This is a genomic window from Kitasatospora sp. P5_F3, assembly GCF_054049135.1.
On record NZ_JBFUMY010000097.1, the window covers coordinates 14,849 to 28,342 of the forward strand.

14 protein-coding genes and 1 pseudogene are annotated in these 13,494 nt (G+C 71.0%); 10 read left to right on the forward strand and 5 right to left on the reverse strand.

Annotated features, from left to right (window positions below; genetic code table 11):
- Positions 1–71: 71 nt before the first annotated feature.
- Together ACXJMZ_RS33470 and pspAA are read left to right on the forward strand one after the other, a co-directional pair.
- Entirely contained in the window at positions 72–830 is a 759-nt protein-coding gene (locus tag ACXJMZ_RS33470) for a PspA/IM30 family protein (protein ID WP_457033779.1), read from the forward strand.
- A 25-nt stretch (positions 831–855) separates the two neighbouring features.
- Positions 856–1,149, forward strand: coding sequence for a PspA-associated protein PspAA (pspAA, locus tag ACXJMZ_RS33475; RefSeq protein WP_457033791.1), 294 nt, complete (start codon positions 856–858; stop codon positions 1,147–1,149).
- Between the two features lie 12 nt (positions 1,150–1,161).
- Here pspAA and nadA read toward each other — a convergent pair.
- Positions 1,162–2,253 (reverse strand): annotated as a pseudogene (gene nadA / locus ACXJMZ_RS33480) (quinolinate synthase NadA); the annotation flags it as partial.
- A gap of 174 nt (positions 2,254–2,427) precedes the next feature.
- On the opposite strand from nadA, the gene ACXJMZ_RS33485 reads away from it, so the two are divergent.
- The 3 genes from ACXJMZ_RS33485 to ACXJMZ_RS33495 all read left to right on the forward strand — a co-directional run bounded on the left by ACXJMZ_RS33485 (position 2,428) and on the right by ACXJMZ_RS33495 (position 5,436).
- The gene (locus tag ACXJMZ_RS33485) at positions 2,428–3,354 is read left to right on the forward strand and encodes an NADP-dependent oxidoreductase (RefSeq protein ID WP_457033780.1); all 927 of its coding nucleotides are present in this window, start codon (positions 2,428–2,430) and stop codon (positions 3,352–3,354) included.
- A 66-nt stretch (positions 3,355–3,420) separates the two neighbouring features.
- On the forward strand, positions 3,421–3,885 hold the full coding sequence (locus ACXJMZ_RS33490; protein WP_457033781.1) for an Lrp/AsnC family transcriptional regulator: 465 nt from the start codon (positions 3,421–3,423) through the stop codon (positions 3,883–3,885).
- Between the two features lie 189 nt (positions 3,886–4,074).
- The gene (locus tag ACXJMZ_RS33495) at positions 4,075–5,436 is read left to right on the forward strand and encodes a pyridoxal phosphate-dependent decarboxylase family protein (protein ID WP_457033782.1); all 1,362 of its coding nucleotides are present in this window, start codon (positions 4,075–4,077) and stop codon (positions 5,434–5,436) included.
- On the opposite strand, the gene ACXJMZ_RS33500 is transcribed toward ACXJMZ_RS33495, so the two are convergent.
- Together ACXJMZ_RS33500 and ACXJMZ_RS33505 are read right to left on the reverse strand one after the other, a co-directional pair.
- Positions 5,433–6,077, reverse strand: a complete 645-nt coding sequence (locus ACXJMZ_RS33500) for a (2Fe-2S)-binding protein (protein ID WP_457033783.1) — start codon at positions 6,075–6,077, stop codon at positions 5,433–5,435. The genes ACXJMZ_RS33495 and ACXJMZ_RS33500 overlap by 4 nt on opposite strands.
- Positions 6,074–6,946, reverse strand: coding sequence for a GNAT family N-acetyltransferase (locus ACXJMZ_RS33505; protein ID WP_457033784.1), 873 nt, complete (start codon positions 6,944–6,946; stop codon positions 6,074–6,076). Before ACXJMZ_RS33505 ends, ACXJMZ_RS33500 begins: the two co-directional genes overlap by 4 nt.
- A 209-nt stretch (positions 6,947–7,155) precedes the next feature.
- Between ACXJMZ_RS33505 and erpA the strand changes: the two genes are divergently transcribed.
- Positions 7,156–7,509: an iron-sulfur cluster insertion protein ErpA gene (gene erpA, locus ACXJMZ_RS33510; RefSeq protein ID WP_057232998.1), complete on the forward strand. Its 354-nt coding sequence runs from the start codon at positions 7,156–7,158 to the stop codon at positions 7,507–7,509.
- Positions 7,510–7,699: 190 nt separating this feature from the next.
- Positions 7,700–8,050 (forward strand): hypothetical protein, encoded by a 351-nt coding sequence (locus ACXJMZ_RS33515; RefSeq protein ID WP_457033785.1) that lies wholly within the window; start codon positions 7,700–7,702, stop codon positions 8,048–8,050.
- Positions 8,051–8,075: 25 nt separating this feature from the next.
- Here the strand turns inward: ACXJMZ_RS33515 and ACXJMZ_RS33520 are convergent, their stop codons facing one another.
- Positions 8,076–8,294, reverse strand: coding sequence for a hypothetical protein (locus ACXJMZ_RS33520; RefSeq protein WP_457033786.1), 219 nt, complete (start codon positions 8,292–8,294; stop codon positions 8,076–8,078).
- Positions 8,295–8,537: 243 nt separating this feature from the next.
- Between ACXJMZ_RS33520 and ACXJMZ_RS33525 the strand changes: the two genes are divergently transcribed.
- Positions 8,538–9,515 carry a carbohydrate kinase family protein gene (locus tag ACXJMZ_RS33525; RefSeq protein ID WP_457033787.1) on the forward strand — a complete coding sequence of 326 codons (978 nt, stop codon included), beginning with the start codon at positions 8,538–8,540 and terminating at the stop codon, positions 9,513–9,515.
- 157 nt (positions 9,516–9,672) lie between these two features.
- Here the strand turns inward: ACXJMZ_RS33525 and ACXJMZ_RS33530 are convergent, their stop codons facing one another.
- Positions 9,673–11,055 carry an aminotransferase class V-fold PLP-dependent enzyme gene (locus ACXJMZ_RS33530; RefSeq protein ID WP_457033788.1) on the reverse strand — a complete coding sequence of 461 codons (1,383 nt, stop codon included), beginning with the start codon at positions 11,053–11,055 and terminating at the stop codon, positions 9,673–9,675.
- Between the two features lie 343 nt (positions 11,056–11,398).
- Between ACXJMZ_RS33530 and ctaC the strand changes: the two genes are divergently transcribed.
- Together ctaC and ACXJMZ_RS33540 are read left to right on the forward strand one after the other, a co-directional pair.
- Positions 11,399–12,250: an aa3-type cytochrome oxidase subunit II gene (gene ctaC / locus ACXJMZ_RS33535; protein WP_457033789.1), complete on the forward strand. Its 852-nt coding sequence runs from the start codon at positions 11,399–11,401 to the stop codon at positions 12,248–12,250.
- Positions 12,247–13,494 (forward strand): cytochrome c oxidase subunit I (locus ACXJMZ_RS33540; protein WP_457033790.1); only part of this gene is annotated, 1,248 nt, incomplete at its 3' end. The genes ctaC and ACXJMZ_RS33540, both read left to right, overlap by 4 nt.

Below are 13,494 nucleotides of genomic sequence, written 5' to 3' on the forward strand. Positions count from 1 at the left end.
CCAGTACGAGTCGGAACGCAGGCCCGAGAAGGGGGCACCCGAGGCCCATGAGCGACGGAATCATGAAGCGTATGGGGCTGATTTTCCGCTCCAAGGCGAACAAGGCCCTGGACCGCGCGGAGGACCCCCGCGAGACGCTCGACTACTCCTACCAGAAGCAGCTCGAACTGCTGCAGAAGGTGCGCAGGGGCGTCGCCGACGTGGCCACCTCGCGCAAGCGGCTGGAGCTCCAGCTGACCCAGCTGCAGCAGCAGTCCGCCAAGTACGAGGACCAGGGCCGCAAGGCGCTCTCGCTCGGCCGGGAGGACCTCGCGCGCGAGGCGCTCACCCGCAAGGCCAACATGCAGTCCCAGATCACCGATCTGGAGACGCAGTACCAGGCCCTGCAGGGCGAGGAGGAGAAGCTCACGCTGGCCTCCCAGCGGCTGCAGGCCAAGGTGGACGCCTTCCGTACCAAGAAGGAGACCATCAAGGCCACCTACACCGCGGCCCAGGCGCAGACCCGGATCGCGGAGTCCTTCTCGGGGATCTCCGAGGAGATGGGCGACGTCGGCCTGGCGATCCAGCGGGCCGAGGACAAGACCGCCCAGATGCAGGCCAGGGCCGGGGCGATCGACGAGCTGCTGGCCTCCGGCGCGCTCGACGACGCCAGTGGTCTCGGCCGCAAGGACGACATCGAGGCCGAGCTGGAGCGGGTGGCCGGTGGCAGCGACGTCGAGCTGGAGCTGGCCCGGATGAAGGCCGAGCTGACCGGCGGTTCGCCGGCGGCGCCCCAGCAGCTGGAGCAGGGCAAGCAGGACAACCCCCCGACGATCAACTACAACAAGTAACCCCCGACGCAGGGAGACCACCGGCATGATCATGCGGGTCATGGGCGAGGGCCAGTTCCAGGTGGCCGAGAGCCACCTCAACCGGCTCAACCAGCTGGACGAGGAACTCCTCGCCGCACTCGAGTCGGGGGACGAGCAGAACTTCCGGGGGGCGCTCGGCAGTCTGCTCAGCGCGGTCAAGGAGTACGGCACACCGCTGCCGGACGACTCGCTGGAGCCGTCCGACCTGATCCTGCCGGATCCGGAGGCGACGCTGGACGAGGTCCGGGCACTGCTGCGGGACGAGGGCGACGGGCTGATCCCCGGTCTCCCGGAGTGAGCGACGACGAAGGGCCAGCGACTCCAGCGCCCAGACCAGGTGCGGCAGGTCGATCCGGTTCATGGTGGAGCAGAAGCAGACCGCCCGGTCCAGGAAGACGACCTCCTTGTCCGGGTGCGCCTTGGCGAGCCGGCGGACCAGGTTGAGCTCGGTGCCGATGGCCCACTTGGAGCCGGGCTCGGCCGCGTCCAGCGCCTTGATGATGTACTCGGTCGAGCCGACCAGGTCGGCCGCGTCGACCACCTCGTACTTGCACTCCGGGTGCACCAGCACGTTCACGCCGGGGATCCGGGCCCGGACGTCGTTCACCGAGTCCACGGTGAACCGGCCGTGCACCGAGCAGTGGCCGCGCCAGAGGATCATCTTGGCGTTCCGCAGCTGCTCGACGGTCAGGCCGCCGTTCGGCTTGTGCGGGTTGTAGAGCACGCAGTCGTCCAGCGAGAGCCCCAGGTCACGGACGGCGGTGTTCCGGCCGAGGTGCTGGTCCGGAAGGAAGAGCACCTTCTCGCCCTGCTCGTAGGCCCAGGTGAGGGCGCGCTCGGCGTTGGAGGAGGTGCAGATGGTGCCGCCGTGCTTGCCGGTGAAGGACTTGATGTCGGCGGAGGAGTTCATGTACGAGACCGGTACGGTCACGTCGGCTATGCCGGCCTCGGTGAGCACGTCCCAGCACTCGGCGACCTGCTCGGCGGTGGCCATGTCGGCCATCGAACAGCCGGCCGCCAGGTCCGGCAGGATGACCTGCTGGGCGCTGCTGGTGAGGATGTCGGCCGACTCGGCCATGAAGTGCACGCCGCAGAAGACGATGTACTCGGCCTCGGGCTTGTTGGCGGCGTCGCGGGCCAGCTTGAACGAGTCGCCGGTCACGTCGGCGAACTCGATCACCTCGTCCCGCTGGTAGTGGTGGCCCAGGATGAAGACCCGGTCCCCCAGGGCGGCCTTGGCCGCGCGGGCGCGCTCGACCAGGTTGGGGTCGGAGGCGGGCGGCAGGTCGCCGGGGCACTCGACGCCGCGCTCGCTGTTCGGGTCGGCCTCGCGGCCGAGCAGCAGCAGAGCGAGCGGCGTCGGGGTGGGATCGACGCCGTAGGTCTCGGTGGTGGTGGTCACGGGCGGGTGCCCTCCTGTGCGCGGAGCTCTGAGCTGGGGCCATGCCTTTTCGTCTATCTGACGCTATCTATGATAACCCGTTCGCGTCACTCTGACGATGGCCAACGTGTCGATGTGACGAGAACCGCGCGCCGCTGCGGTGTGTTCCCCCCGCCGTCGGGTTGGCTACCGGGCATGAAGGCAATCGCGATCAGGCAGTACGGCGGCCCGGAGGTCGTCGAGTACACCGAGCTCCCCGACCCGAAGGTCGGGCCCGACTCGGTGCTGGTCCGGGTGAAGGCCGCCGGGGTCAATCCGGTCGACTGGAAGGTCAGGCAGGGGTACCTGGACGGCATCATCGACGCGCACTTCCCGCTGATCATGGGCTGGGACCTGGCCGGTGTGGTGCAGGCGGTCGGCGGCGGGGTGACCGAGTTCGCTCCCGGCGACGAGGTGATCGGCTACGTCCGCAAGGACTCGGCCGAGCACGGCACGTACGCCGAACTGGTGGCCGCCCCGGTCCGCACCCTGGCCCGGAAGCCCGCCGCCCTCGACTGGGCGCAGGCCGGCGGGCTGCCGCTGGCCGGGCTGACGGCGTATCAGTCGCTGGTCAAGGCGCTCGGGGTGCAGGCCGGCGAGACCGTGCTGGTGCATGCCGCCGCCGGAGGAGTGGGGGTGCTCGCGGTGCAGATCGCCCGCGCCCTCGGCGCCCGGGTGATCGGCACCGCGAGTGAGCGCAACCACGCGTTCCTGCGGTCCCTCGGTGCCGAACCGGTCGCGTACGGGGACGGGCTGGCCGACCGGGTCCGGGCGCTGGCCCCGGACGGGGTGGACGCCGCGCTCGACCTGGTCGGCGGCGACGCGGTCGAGGTCTCCGCCGCCCTGGTCGAGGACCCGGCCCGGATCGCCTCCGTCGCCGACTACGGCGTCGTCGCCAAGGGCGGCCACTACGTCTGGGCCCGCCCCGACACCGCCGACCTGACCGAACTGGCCCGCCTCGCCGACGCCGGCCAGCTCACCGTCCCGGTCGCCTCCACCTTCCCGCTCGCCCAGGCCGCCAGTGCCCAGGCCCTGAACGCGGAGGGGCGGACCCGGGGGAAGATCGTCCTGCTGGTGGACTGACCACGGGTGGGCCCCGTTCGGTGCAGAATGGTGCGGCGTTTCGTTTCTTCCCGTGGAGAGCCCCCGATGAGCACCAACAGACCGTCAGAACCGGGCGGGGCCTCTCTCGACGACACCGACCGGCTGCTGCTCACCCACCTCAGCCGGGACGGCCGCGCCTCCTACGCCGAGATCGGCCTGCTGGCCAACCTCTCCGCCACCGCCGTCCGCCGCCGGATCGACCGGCTCCGGGCCCGGGGTGTGGTCCGTGGGTTCACCGTCGTGCTGGATCCCGACGTACTGGGCTGGCAGACCGAGGCGTTCGTCGAGGTGTACTGCCGGGAGCGGACCGCCCCCGAGGAGATCCTGGCCAGCCTGCGGCAGTTCCCCGAGGTGGTGGCGGCCTGGACCGTCACCGGCGATCCCGACGCCCTGGTCCACCTGCGCGCCGTCGACACCCGCCACCTGGAGGCGGTCATCGAGCGGATCCGCAAGGAGCCCGGCGTCCAGCGCAGCCGCAGCTCCGTCGTCCTCTCCCGGCTGATCGGCTAGACCCGGACGGAGCAGTCCGGCCACCTGCGCAGGAAAGCTGCGCCGCCCCCGTCGAACGCGCTCGAATCCGGCCCGACCAGCCGGGTTCCGACGCGCGCGGGCGTACTCCCGCTGCCTAGGCTGATCATGCCCGGCAGGCCCCACCTGTCCCGGGCCTCCCATGACACCCACTCAGTGAGAGGGACAGCCATGTCCGCAGCCCCCGACCGCATGCACCGGCCCGACAACGAGCTGGTCGACCTGGTGTTCAACTACATGCGGGAGCGGCTGCAGTACGACCCCGTCCCGCTGGACCACCCCGGTGACGGCGAGCACCTCAAGGCCCAGCTGGCCGGTCTGCTGAACCCGAGCGGCAACGACCCGGCCGACGTGCTCAAGCTGTACGACCACGAGCTGTCCCGCGCGGTGATCTCCGCCGACAGCCCGCGCTACCTGTCCTTCATCCCGTGCGCCCCCACCAAGGCCGCGCTGCTCTTCGACATGGTGGTCTCCTGCGCCTCGCTGCAGGGCATCTCCTGGCTGGAGGCGGCCGGCGCGATCGCCGCCGAGAACCAGGTGCTGCGGCTGATAGCGGACCGGGCCGGCCTGCCCGAGACGGCCGGCGGCACCTTCGTCTCCGGTGGTTCGGCGGGCAACCTGTCTGCGCTGGTGGTCGCCCGGGACACCGCCCGGCGGCGGCTCGGCCCGGACGCCAAGCTGCGGATCGCGGTCTGCGACCAGGTGCACTCCTCGGTGAAGAACACCTTCAACATCATCGGCGTCGAGGCCTTCAAGGTCCCGGCCGTCGACCGCCGCTTCACCGGCGAGGCCCTGCGCGCCGCGCTGGCCGCCGACCCCAACCCCGAGACCGTCATCGCCGTGGTCGGTACCGCCGGCACCACCAACGAGGGCATCGTCGACGACCTGCAGGGCCTCTCCGAGGTCACCCGCGAGCGCGGCCTGTGGTTTCACGTGGACGGCGCGTACGGCGGGGCCGGGCTGTTCGCCCCGTCCGTCCGGGAGCGCTACAACGGCATCGAGCACGCCGACTCGTTCGTGGTGGACCCGCACAAGTGGCTGTTCGCGCCGTTCGACTGCGCCGCGCTGATCTACCGGAACCCGCAGCTGGCCCGCGCCGTGCACACCCAGGACGCCTCCTACCTGGACGTGCTGCACACCGAGGGCGACGAGTGGAATCCCACCGACTACGCCTACCACCTGACCCGCCGGGCCCGGGGCCTGCCGCTCTGGTTCTCGCTCGCGGTGCACGGCACCCAGGCGTACACCGACGCGATCGAGGCCGGGCTGACGCTGGCCCGGGAGAGTGCCGCGCTGATCGAGCGGACGGACCACCTGGAGCTCCTGATGGAGCCTCAGCTCTCCTCGGTCTGCTTCCGGCGCACCGGCTGGACCCGCGAGGACTACTACCGCTGGTCCCAGCAGTTGCTGGCCGACCAGATCGGCTTCGTCACCCCGACCGGCTGGGACGGCGAGACGGTGGCCCGGTTCGCCTTCCTGCACCCCGGCACCACGATGGAGATGGTCGAGGAGATTCTCGCCACGATGGTCTAGCGGGCCCGGGGCGGGCGGTCGAAGACGCAGTCCCCGCACAGGCCCGCCCCCGGCACCCGGTAGTACAGACAGCAGCTGGTCCGGCGCCCCGACGGCGCCAGCCCGCCCCGCAACGGGGGCCGGTCCAGCAGCTCGACCGCCAGCTCCCGGCCTGCGCCCAGCACCCGTACCGCGCCCGCCAGTGCCGAGGCCGCGTTGCCCCACAGCAGGCCCTCGGCGACCGGCGTCACCGCCCGGATCCCGGCGGCCAGCGGGGTCAGCTGACGCTCCACCACCATCCGGTGCAGCTCCGCCGCCAACTGGCCGTCAGGAACCACCACCCCCGGCACCCAGAGCTCCAGCGAGCCGCCCGTCGGCAGCCGCCAGTACGACCGGTCGAAGTCCGGCACCGCGCCGCCCAGGACGGCCGTGCCCAGCGCCACCGACCAGAGCCGGGCGGCCACTCCGAGCTGCGCCACCGAGGCGGCCACCCGGGGTTCGTCCGTACCGAGCCGTTCGCCGACCTCGGCGATCCGCCGTCGCCAGAACTCCGGCGCGGCGAGTTCGGCCAGCGGCCGGAAGCCGTCCGGCAGCGGGCCCTCGACGGTGGCGAAGAACGGGCCGACGGCGGCGGCCCGGCGCAGCGCCTGCCCGGCGGTCACAAGAAGCCGGGGTTCGGGACGTACGGGGCGGGCGGCCGCATCCCGCGCACCGCCAGGTAGCCCTCGGTGGAGAGCGAGAGGCCGACCTCCAGGCCGACGTCCACCGCCCACTCCTGCTCGGCGGTCAGGTGCTCGATCACCACCTCCGCCCCGTCCGGCGTCCGGGCCAGGGCCTCGCGGAGCAGGCGGGTGGCGATCCGCTTGGAGGTGGCGGCCAGCAGCTTCACCGCGCCGCCGGTGCGGTAGCAGTAGCCGGTGCCCGCCAGGGTGTCGGCGATCAGCAGTTCGTCGTAGTGGGCCAGCATGAAGTCATGGTCCACCCCGTGGGCCGAGCCCCGGACCCGGCGGTCCACGGAGTCCAGCAGGTCACGGTGGGTCGGGTTGCCCGGGTGCACCGGAATGTCGCCCGGGTCGAGCAGCCCGGCCCGGTTCACCGTCCCGGTCAACCGCATGGTTGGGTGCAGGGTGAACCCGGCCCGGCGGTAGCGGCGGGCGGCGGCCGGGGAGGGCGAGGCGCAGAGCATCCCGCGCAGGCAGCCCCGGCCGTGCGCGGCGGCTTGCTCCAGCAGCAGCCGGCCGACGCCGTTGCCCTGGGCGCTCGGCAGCACGGCGAACAGTGACAGCAACCACAGCCCCTCCCGGCGCATCGAGAGCGCCACCCCGACCGCCTCGCCGTCCTGCTCGGCGACCCAGCAGCCCGACGGGTCGTGCCGGATCGCGTGCACCGCCCGGGCCAGCTCGCGGACCAGCTGGGCCGGGTCGGGCGGTGAGCCGTCGTCCCGGCCGGCCAGATCACGGAAGGCCGCCCGGCTGACCGATTCGACGGCCGCGGCGTCGGCGGGGGTGTCGTGGAGCTGACGAATGATCACCCCTTCATCCTGCCGCCGTGGCGGGTCCGGGGCGGCCCGTTTGGCAGGATCGGACGATGACCACGGTCCGCCGGTGTGCGAGCATGGGTGCGTGGGGGAGTGGGTCGCACGACCCGCAGAACCTCAGAAGACACCGCTCGGGAAATGAATCCGGGTGGCCGCTGGTTGGTACTGGCGGCAGATCGTCGTCACAGACCGGGAGTACACAGATGAGCGTCCAGGACGAGACCACCGTCGAGAGTGGTCTGCTCCTCTCCGATGCCGCCGCGGCCAAGGTCAAGGGGCTGCTGGACCAGGAAGGCCGCGACGACCTCGCGCTGCGCGTCGCCGTGCAGCCCGGCGGCTGCTCGGGCCTGCGCTACCAGCTCTTCTTCGACGAGCGTTCGCTCGACGGCGACGTGGTGAAGGACTTCAACGGCGTCAAGGTCGTGACCGACCGGATGAGCGCCCCTTACCTCGGCGGCGCGACCGTCGACTTCGTCGACACCATCGAGAAGCAGGGCTTCACGATCGACAACCCGAACGCCACGGGCTCCTGCGCCTGCGGCGACTCGTTCAGCTAGTCGTACTGCGAAAGGGCCCCCCCCCCGCCGGGGGTCGGTGCCCGCCTTCTGCGGCTCGGTCACGACGACCTTGGCCACCACGGTGCCGGGCTTGGACTCGTCCAGCTTGAGGCCGTACTTCTCGCAGATCCCGCCGTAGAACGTCACCGAGAGCCGCAGCCCGTCCACCCGGTACGAGCTGCCGACCAGCTTGCCGGACGGGTCGGGCTCGCCCACCGCGATGCCCGGCCTGGTCTCGGCGGGCGTCGGCTCGGCGGACGGCTTCGGCGGGCTGGACGGCCGGGGGTCCGGGTTGGACGGGCTCGCGGCCGGGCTGGACGCCGAGGAGCTGGGTGCGGCGCTCGGCGAGCCGGGTGAGGTGGAGGACGTGCCGGCGGTCCCGGACCCGCAGGCGGTGGCGGCGCCGAGGGCGAGCAGCAACGTGGCGGCGCCGACTGCTCGTCGGAGCCGAGGTGGGGTGGCTGCGGTCTTCTGGTCCATGGTGCGCGTTCCTCCCGAGGGCTCAGCACTCCGCCACCGCAGCGGCGCTGTGCGGCTTTGACGTGCCCCGGAGGATTCCGGTTCCGTCAGGCGCCGTACTCGGACATCCCGGCCACCAGCCGGCGGGTCCTGGAGGGCACCGAGACACCGGCGGGCGCGGTCGGCACGGGCTCGGCAGGGATGGCGTACGCGGGCCAGAACAGGCCCATCCGCCGGGACGAACTCACCAGCGCGTCAAGGGAGTCGGCGTCCGCCTCACCTTTCAGGGCGGCAGGGACACGCAGGGCAGGCCGGTTCGGCATCATCGGTCTTCGCTCCGATCGGCGGGCCGTGGGCGGAAGTGCCACGGACCAGGACGGGGCGGCTGTTCCGGCCCCGGTATCCCCGACCCTAGATCGGCCCTGCGTGCCGGGCCAGAGCTACCGCGCGGTAGTACTCGGTGGAGTGAGGCCGAGGCGTGGTGGGCGGGAGACGGCTGGGCCGGTACCGTGTAAGGGTCGATTTTCACCGTTGTTCCGGCCGTTCACCCGGCCACCTGAGGAGACCCAGTGCGCATCGCCGTCGCCGGCTCGATCGCCACCGACCATCTGACGACCTTCCCGGGCCGCTTCGCCGACCAGTTGGTCGCCGAGCAGCTGCACACGGTCTCGCTCTCGTTCCTGGTGGACACCCTCGACATCCGCCGCGGCGGGGTCGCCCCGAACATCGCCTTCGGCATGGGTGTGCTCGGCCTGCGCCCGATCCTGGTCGGTGCGGCCGGCGCGGACTTCGAGGAGTACCGCAGCTGGCTGGAGCGCAACGGCGTGGACACCGAGTCCGTGCACATCTCCGAGACCTCGCACACCGCCCGGTTCATGTGCACCACGGACCTGGACCACAACCAGATCGCCTCGTTCTACACCGGCGCGATGGCCGAGGCCCGCAACATCGAGCTCAAGCCGATCCACGACCGGGTCGGTGGCCTCGACCTGGTGCTGATCGGCGCGGACGACCCGCAGGCGATGGTCCGGCACACCCAGGAGTGCCGCACCCGCGGCTACGCCTTCGCCGCCGACCCCTCGCAGCAGCTCGCCCGCCTCGAGGGCGACGACATCCGCGAGATCGTGGACGGCGCCACGTACCTGTTCACCAACGAGTACGAGGCCGCACTGATCGAGACCAAGACCGGCTGGAGCCCCGAGGAGATCCTCGGCCGGGTCGGCACCCGGGTCACCACGCTCGGCGCCAAGGGAGTCCGGATCCAGCGGGCCGGGGAGCCCGATGTCACGGTCGGCTGCCCGGTCGAGGAGCGGAAGTCCGACCCGACGGGCGTGGGCGACGGCTTCCGGGCCGGCTTCCTGGCGGGCGTCTCCTGGGAGCTCGGGCTGGAGCGGGCGGCGCAGATCGGCTGCATGCTGGCGACGCTGGTGATCGAGACGGTCGGGACGCAGGAGTACGAGCTGCGGCACGGGGCGTTCCTGGAGCGGTTCGCCGTGGCGTACGGGGCCGAGGCTGCGGCCGAGGTCCGGGCGAAGCTCACCGCGTAGGACCTTTGCAGGGCCTCAGGCATCTACGGCCAGGGGCTCGGGGAACTGCGAGGAGATCTGGCGTGCGGGTCACACTGCAAAGTGCCTGACCTGCTACGCAACGGTGACCTTTCACGAGGTCGGCGTCGCAGTTCCCCGAGCCCCTGGTTGTACGTGGTCAGCGTCTGCGGATCAGGTAGGCCGTGCCCCGGTCGAAGCCGTAGTCGGACGAGGGGGCCTCGCCGGCGTAGTGCTGCTGCCGCATGCTGCACCAGGCGGGGATGTCGAGGCGGGCCGCCTCGTCGTCGGCGAGGACCACGACGGTGCCGCCGACCGGGACCTCGGTGATCCGTTTGGCGAGTTCGATGACCGGCAGGGGGCAGCGCTTGCCGAGCATGTCGAGGACCAGGGTGCCCGAGCTGCCGGCGGGAGCGGGCAGGTCGAGGCCGAGTGGGGACCGGATGTCGGCGACCAGGCGGGGGAGCAGGTCGAGGAAGCGGGTGACGTCCGCCTCGGGGGTGCCGTTGGGCAGCGAGATCCGGATGTTTCCCTCGGTCAGTACACCCATCGCCGCCAGGACGTGGCTGGGCGTCAGGGTGCTGGACGTGCAGGAGGAGCCGGAGGAGACCGCGAAGCCGGCCCGGTCGAGTGCGGTGAGCAGGACCTCGCCGTCGACGTAGAGGCAGGAGAAGGTGACCAGATGGGGGAGCCGGCGGACGGGGTCACCGACCACCTCCACCTCGGGGACCAGCTGCGGCACCTGACGGCGGATCCGTTCCACCAGGGCGGACAGCCGGGCGTTCTCGGCCTCGGCCTCGGCCCGGACGGCCCGCAGCGAGGCGGCGGCCGCGACGATGGCGGGGACGTTGACGTAGCCGGGGACCCGGCCGCTCTCCCGTTCGTCGGCGGGCAGCGGGGAGACGTACCGGACGCCCTTGCGGACGGCGAGAACGCCGACCCCGGCCGGGCCGCCCCACTTGTGGGCGCTCGCGGTGAGCAGGGACCAGCCGCCGGGGACGGGGAGCCGGCCGGCCGACTGGGCGGCGTCCACCAGCAGTGGGACGTCGCCGAGCAGGGCGGCGGTCTCCTCGACCGGCTGGAGGGTGCCGACCTCGTGGTTGGCGGACTGGAGCACGGCCAGCGCGGTGTCGTCCCGGACCAGGGCGGCGAACTCCGGGGCGGCGACCCGTCCCTGGCGGTCCACCGGGGCCACCGAGACGCTGCCGCCGTCCGCGGCCACCCGTTCGGCGGTGTGCAGCACGCTGGAGTGCTCGACGGCCGAATGGATCAGGTGACGTCCCGTCCGGCGACGGCCGGTCAGTGCACCGAGCATCCCCAACTGGACGGCCTGGGTGCCGCTCCCGGTGAAGGAGACCTCGTCGGCGCGGCAGCCGAGCACCTCGGCGACGGTCTCCCGGGCGGCGTCCAGCAGCATCCGGGCCTGCCGGCCCGAGCGGTAGAGCCGGGCCGGGTCGGCCCAGCCCTCGTCCAGGGCGGCGGTCAGCGCCTGCCGGGCGACGGGGTGCAGTGGTGCGGTGGAGGCCACGTCGAAGTAGGACACGAAGACACCCTACTCACCGTCAGACGACACCCGTTTTGTGAGGGTTCGTGGGCACCCGGACGGGTGTCCGACGGTCCGTCACCCGCGTGTCCGGGCGCCGCCGTCCGGGTGTCCGTGCGACCCTCGACCGGCCGCATTGACCTGCGGGTCCACTCCTTTGGGGGCTGATCGGGTAGCCGGGCGGCGCGTTACCGGGGGCTGCTCGTGAGTGCCGCATAAGGATGCAGTAGCGTTTGGCCCGCATAAGCATTCAAACCGTGCCCGTGGCCGGGTCGCCGGGGAGGCGCGCACAGCGACTCCCGGCAGCGACGCGATCTCGGGCGAGACTTCGGGAAGGCGCTACGTGAGTCCCAACGGCTCCGACCGCTCGCCGCGGCGCACGATGCGGCGGAAGCTGCCTCAGGCGCTGGCACTGGGCCTCGTCATCGCGACCGCCACCGGCTGCTCGGCCAACGACCTCCCCAGGCTTGGCCTTCCGAGTCCCGTCACCGCCGAGGGCCCGATGGTCCTCCGGATGTGGCAGGGCTCGTGGATCGCGGCACTGGTGGTCGGCGCATTGATGTGGGGTCTGATCATCTGGAGTGTGATCTTCCACCGCCGCAGCCGCAGCAAGGTGGAGATCCCCCCGCAGACCCGGTACAACCTGCCGATCGAGGCGTTGTACACCGCGGTCCCCCTCGTCATCGTCTCGGTGCTCTTCTACTTCGTCGCACGCGACGAGGCCCGGTTGACCTCGACCTCCGCCAAGCCGGACCACATGGTCAATGTGGTCGGCTTCCAGTGGAGCTGGGCGTTCAACTACGAGAACACCGAGAACCCGGATCCGGCCAACACCCAGGCCGCGTACGACGTCGGCACTCCGGCCGAGCCGCCGACGCTCTACCTGCCGATCAACGAGTCGGTGCAGTTCCGCCTCACCTCGCGGGATGTCATCCACGACTTCTGGACGATCAACTTCCTGATGAAGCAGGACGTCGTCCCGGGCGTGGTGAACAAGTTCGAGGTCACCCCGACCGCGCTGGGCACCTACCGCGGCAAGTGCGCGGAGCTCTGTGGCGTCGACCACTCGCGGATGCTGTTCAACGTCAAGGTCGTGGACCGGGCGGAGTACGACAAGCACCTGGCGGAGCTTCGGGCCAAGGGCCAGAAGGGCGCGGTGCCCTCGGGCATCACCACCATGGGAAGTGAGAAGTGACTATCCTCAACGAGCCCGCCGCTGCCGGCGGGACTACCGGGGCCACGGTCACGGCCGGTGCTGAGTCGACCCGCAAGCCCGGGTCCACCATCATCAAGTGGCTGACCACCACCGACCACAAGACGATCGGCACCCTGTACCTGGGGACGTCGTTCGCGTTCTTCCTGATCGGTGGTGTGCTCGCGCTGGTGATGCGCGCCGAGCTGGCTCGTCCGGGGACGCAGATCCTCTCGAACGAGCAGTTCAACCAGGCGTTCACCATGCACGGCACGATCATGCTGCTGATGTTCGCGACGCCGCTCTTCGCGGGCTTCGCGAACTGGATCATGCCGCTCCAGATCGGCGCCCCTGACGTCGCCTTCCCGCGGCTGAACATGTTCGCCTACTGGCTCTACCTGTTCGGCTCGATCATCGCGGTGGCCGGCTTCCTCACCCCGTCGGGTGCGGCCGACTTCGGCTGGTTCGCCTACTCCCCGCTGTCGGACGCGGTCCGTTCGCCGGGCGTCGGCGCCGACATGTGGATCATGGGTCTGGCCTTCTCCGGCTTCGGCACCATCCTCGGTTCGGTCAACTTCATCACCACCATCATCTGCATGCGCGCGCCCGGCATGACGATGTTCCGGATGTCGATCTTCGTCTGGAACGTCCTGCTGACCGCCGTGCTGGTGCTGCTGGCCTTCCCGGTGCTGGCCGCCGCCCTGCTGGCGCTGGAGGCGGACCGGAAGTTCGGGGCGCACGTCTTCGACCCGGCCAACGGCGGAGCGCTGCTCTGGCAGCACCTGTTCTGGTTCTTCGGTCACCCCGAGGTGTACATCATCGCGCTGCCGTTCTTCGGCATCGTCTCCGAGGTCATCCCGGTCTTCAGCCGCAAGCCGATGTTCGGCTACTCCGGCCTGATCGCGGCCACCATCGCGATCGCCGGTCTGTCGGTCACGGTGTGGGCGCACCACATGTACGTCACGGGACAGGTCCTGCTGCCGTTCTTCTCGTTCATGACCTTCCTGATCGCGGTCCCGACCGGTGTGAAGTTCTTCAACTGGGTCGGCACCATGTGGAAGGGCTCGCTGAGCTTCGAGACTCCGATGCTCTGGACGGTCGGCTTCCTGGTGACCTTCCTGTTCGGTGGTCTGACGGGTGTTCTGCTCGCCTCCCCGCCGATCGACTTCTCCGTCTCGGACTCGTACTTCGTGGTGGCGCACTTCCACTACGTGGTGTTCGGCACCGTGGTGTTCGCGATGTTCGCC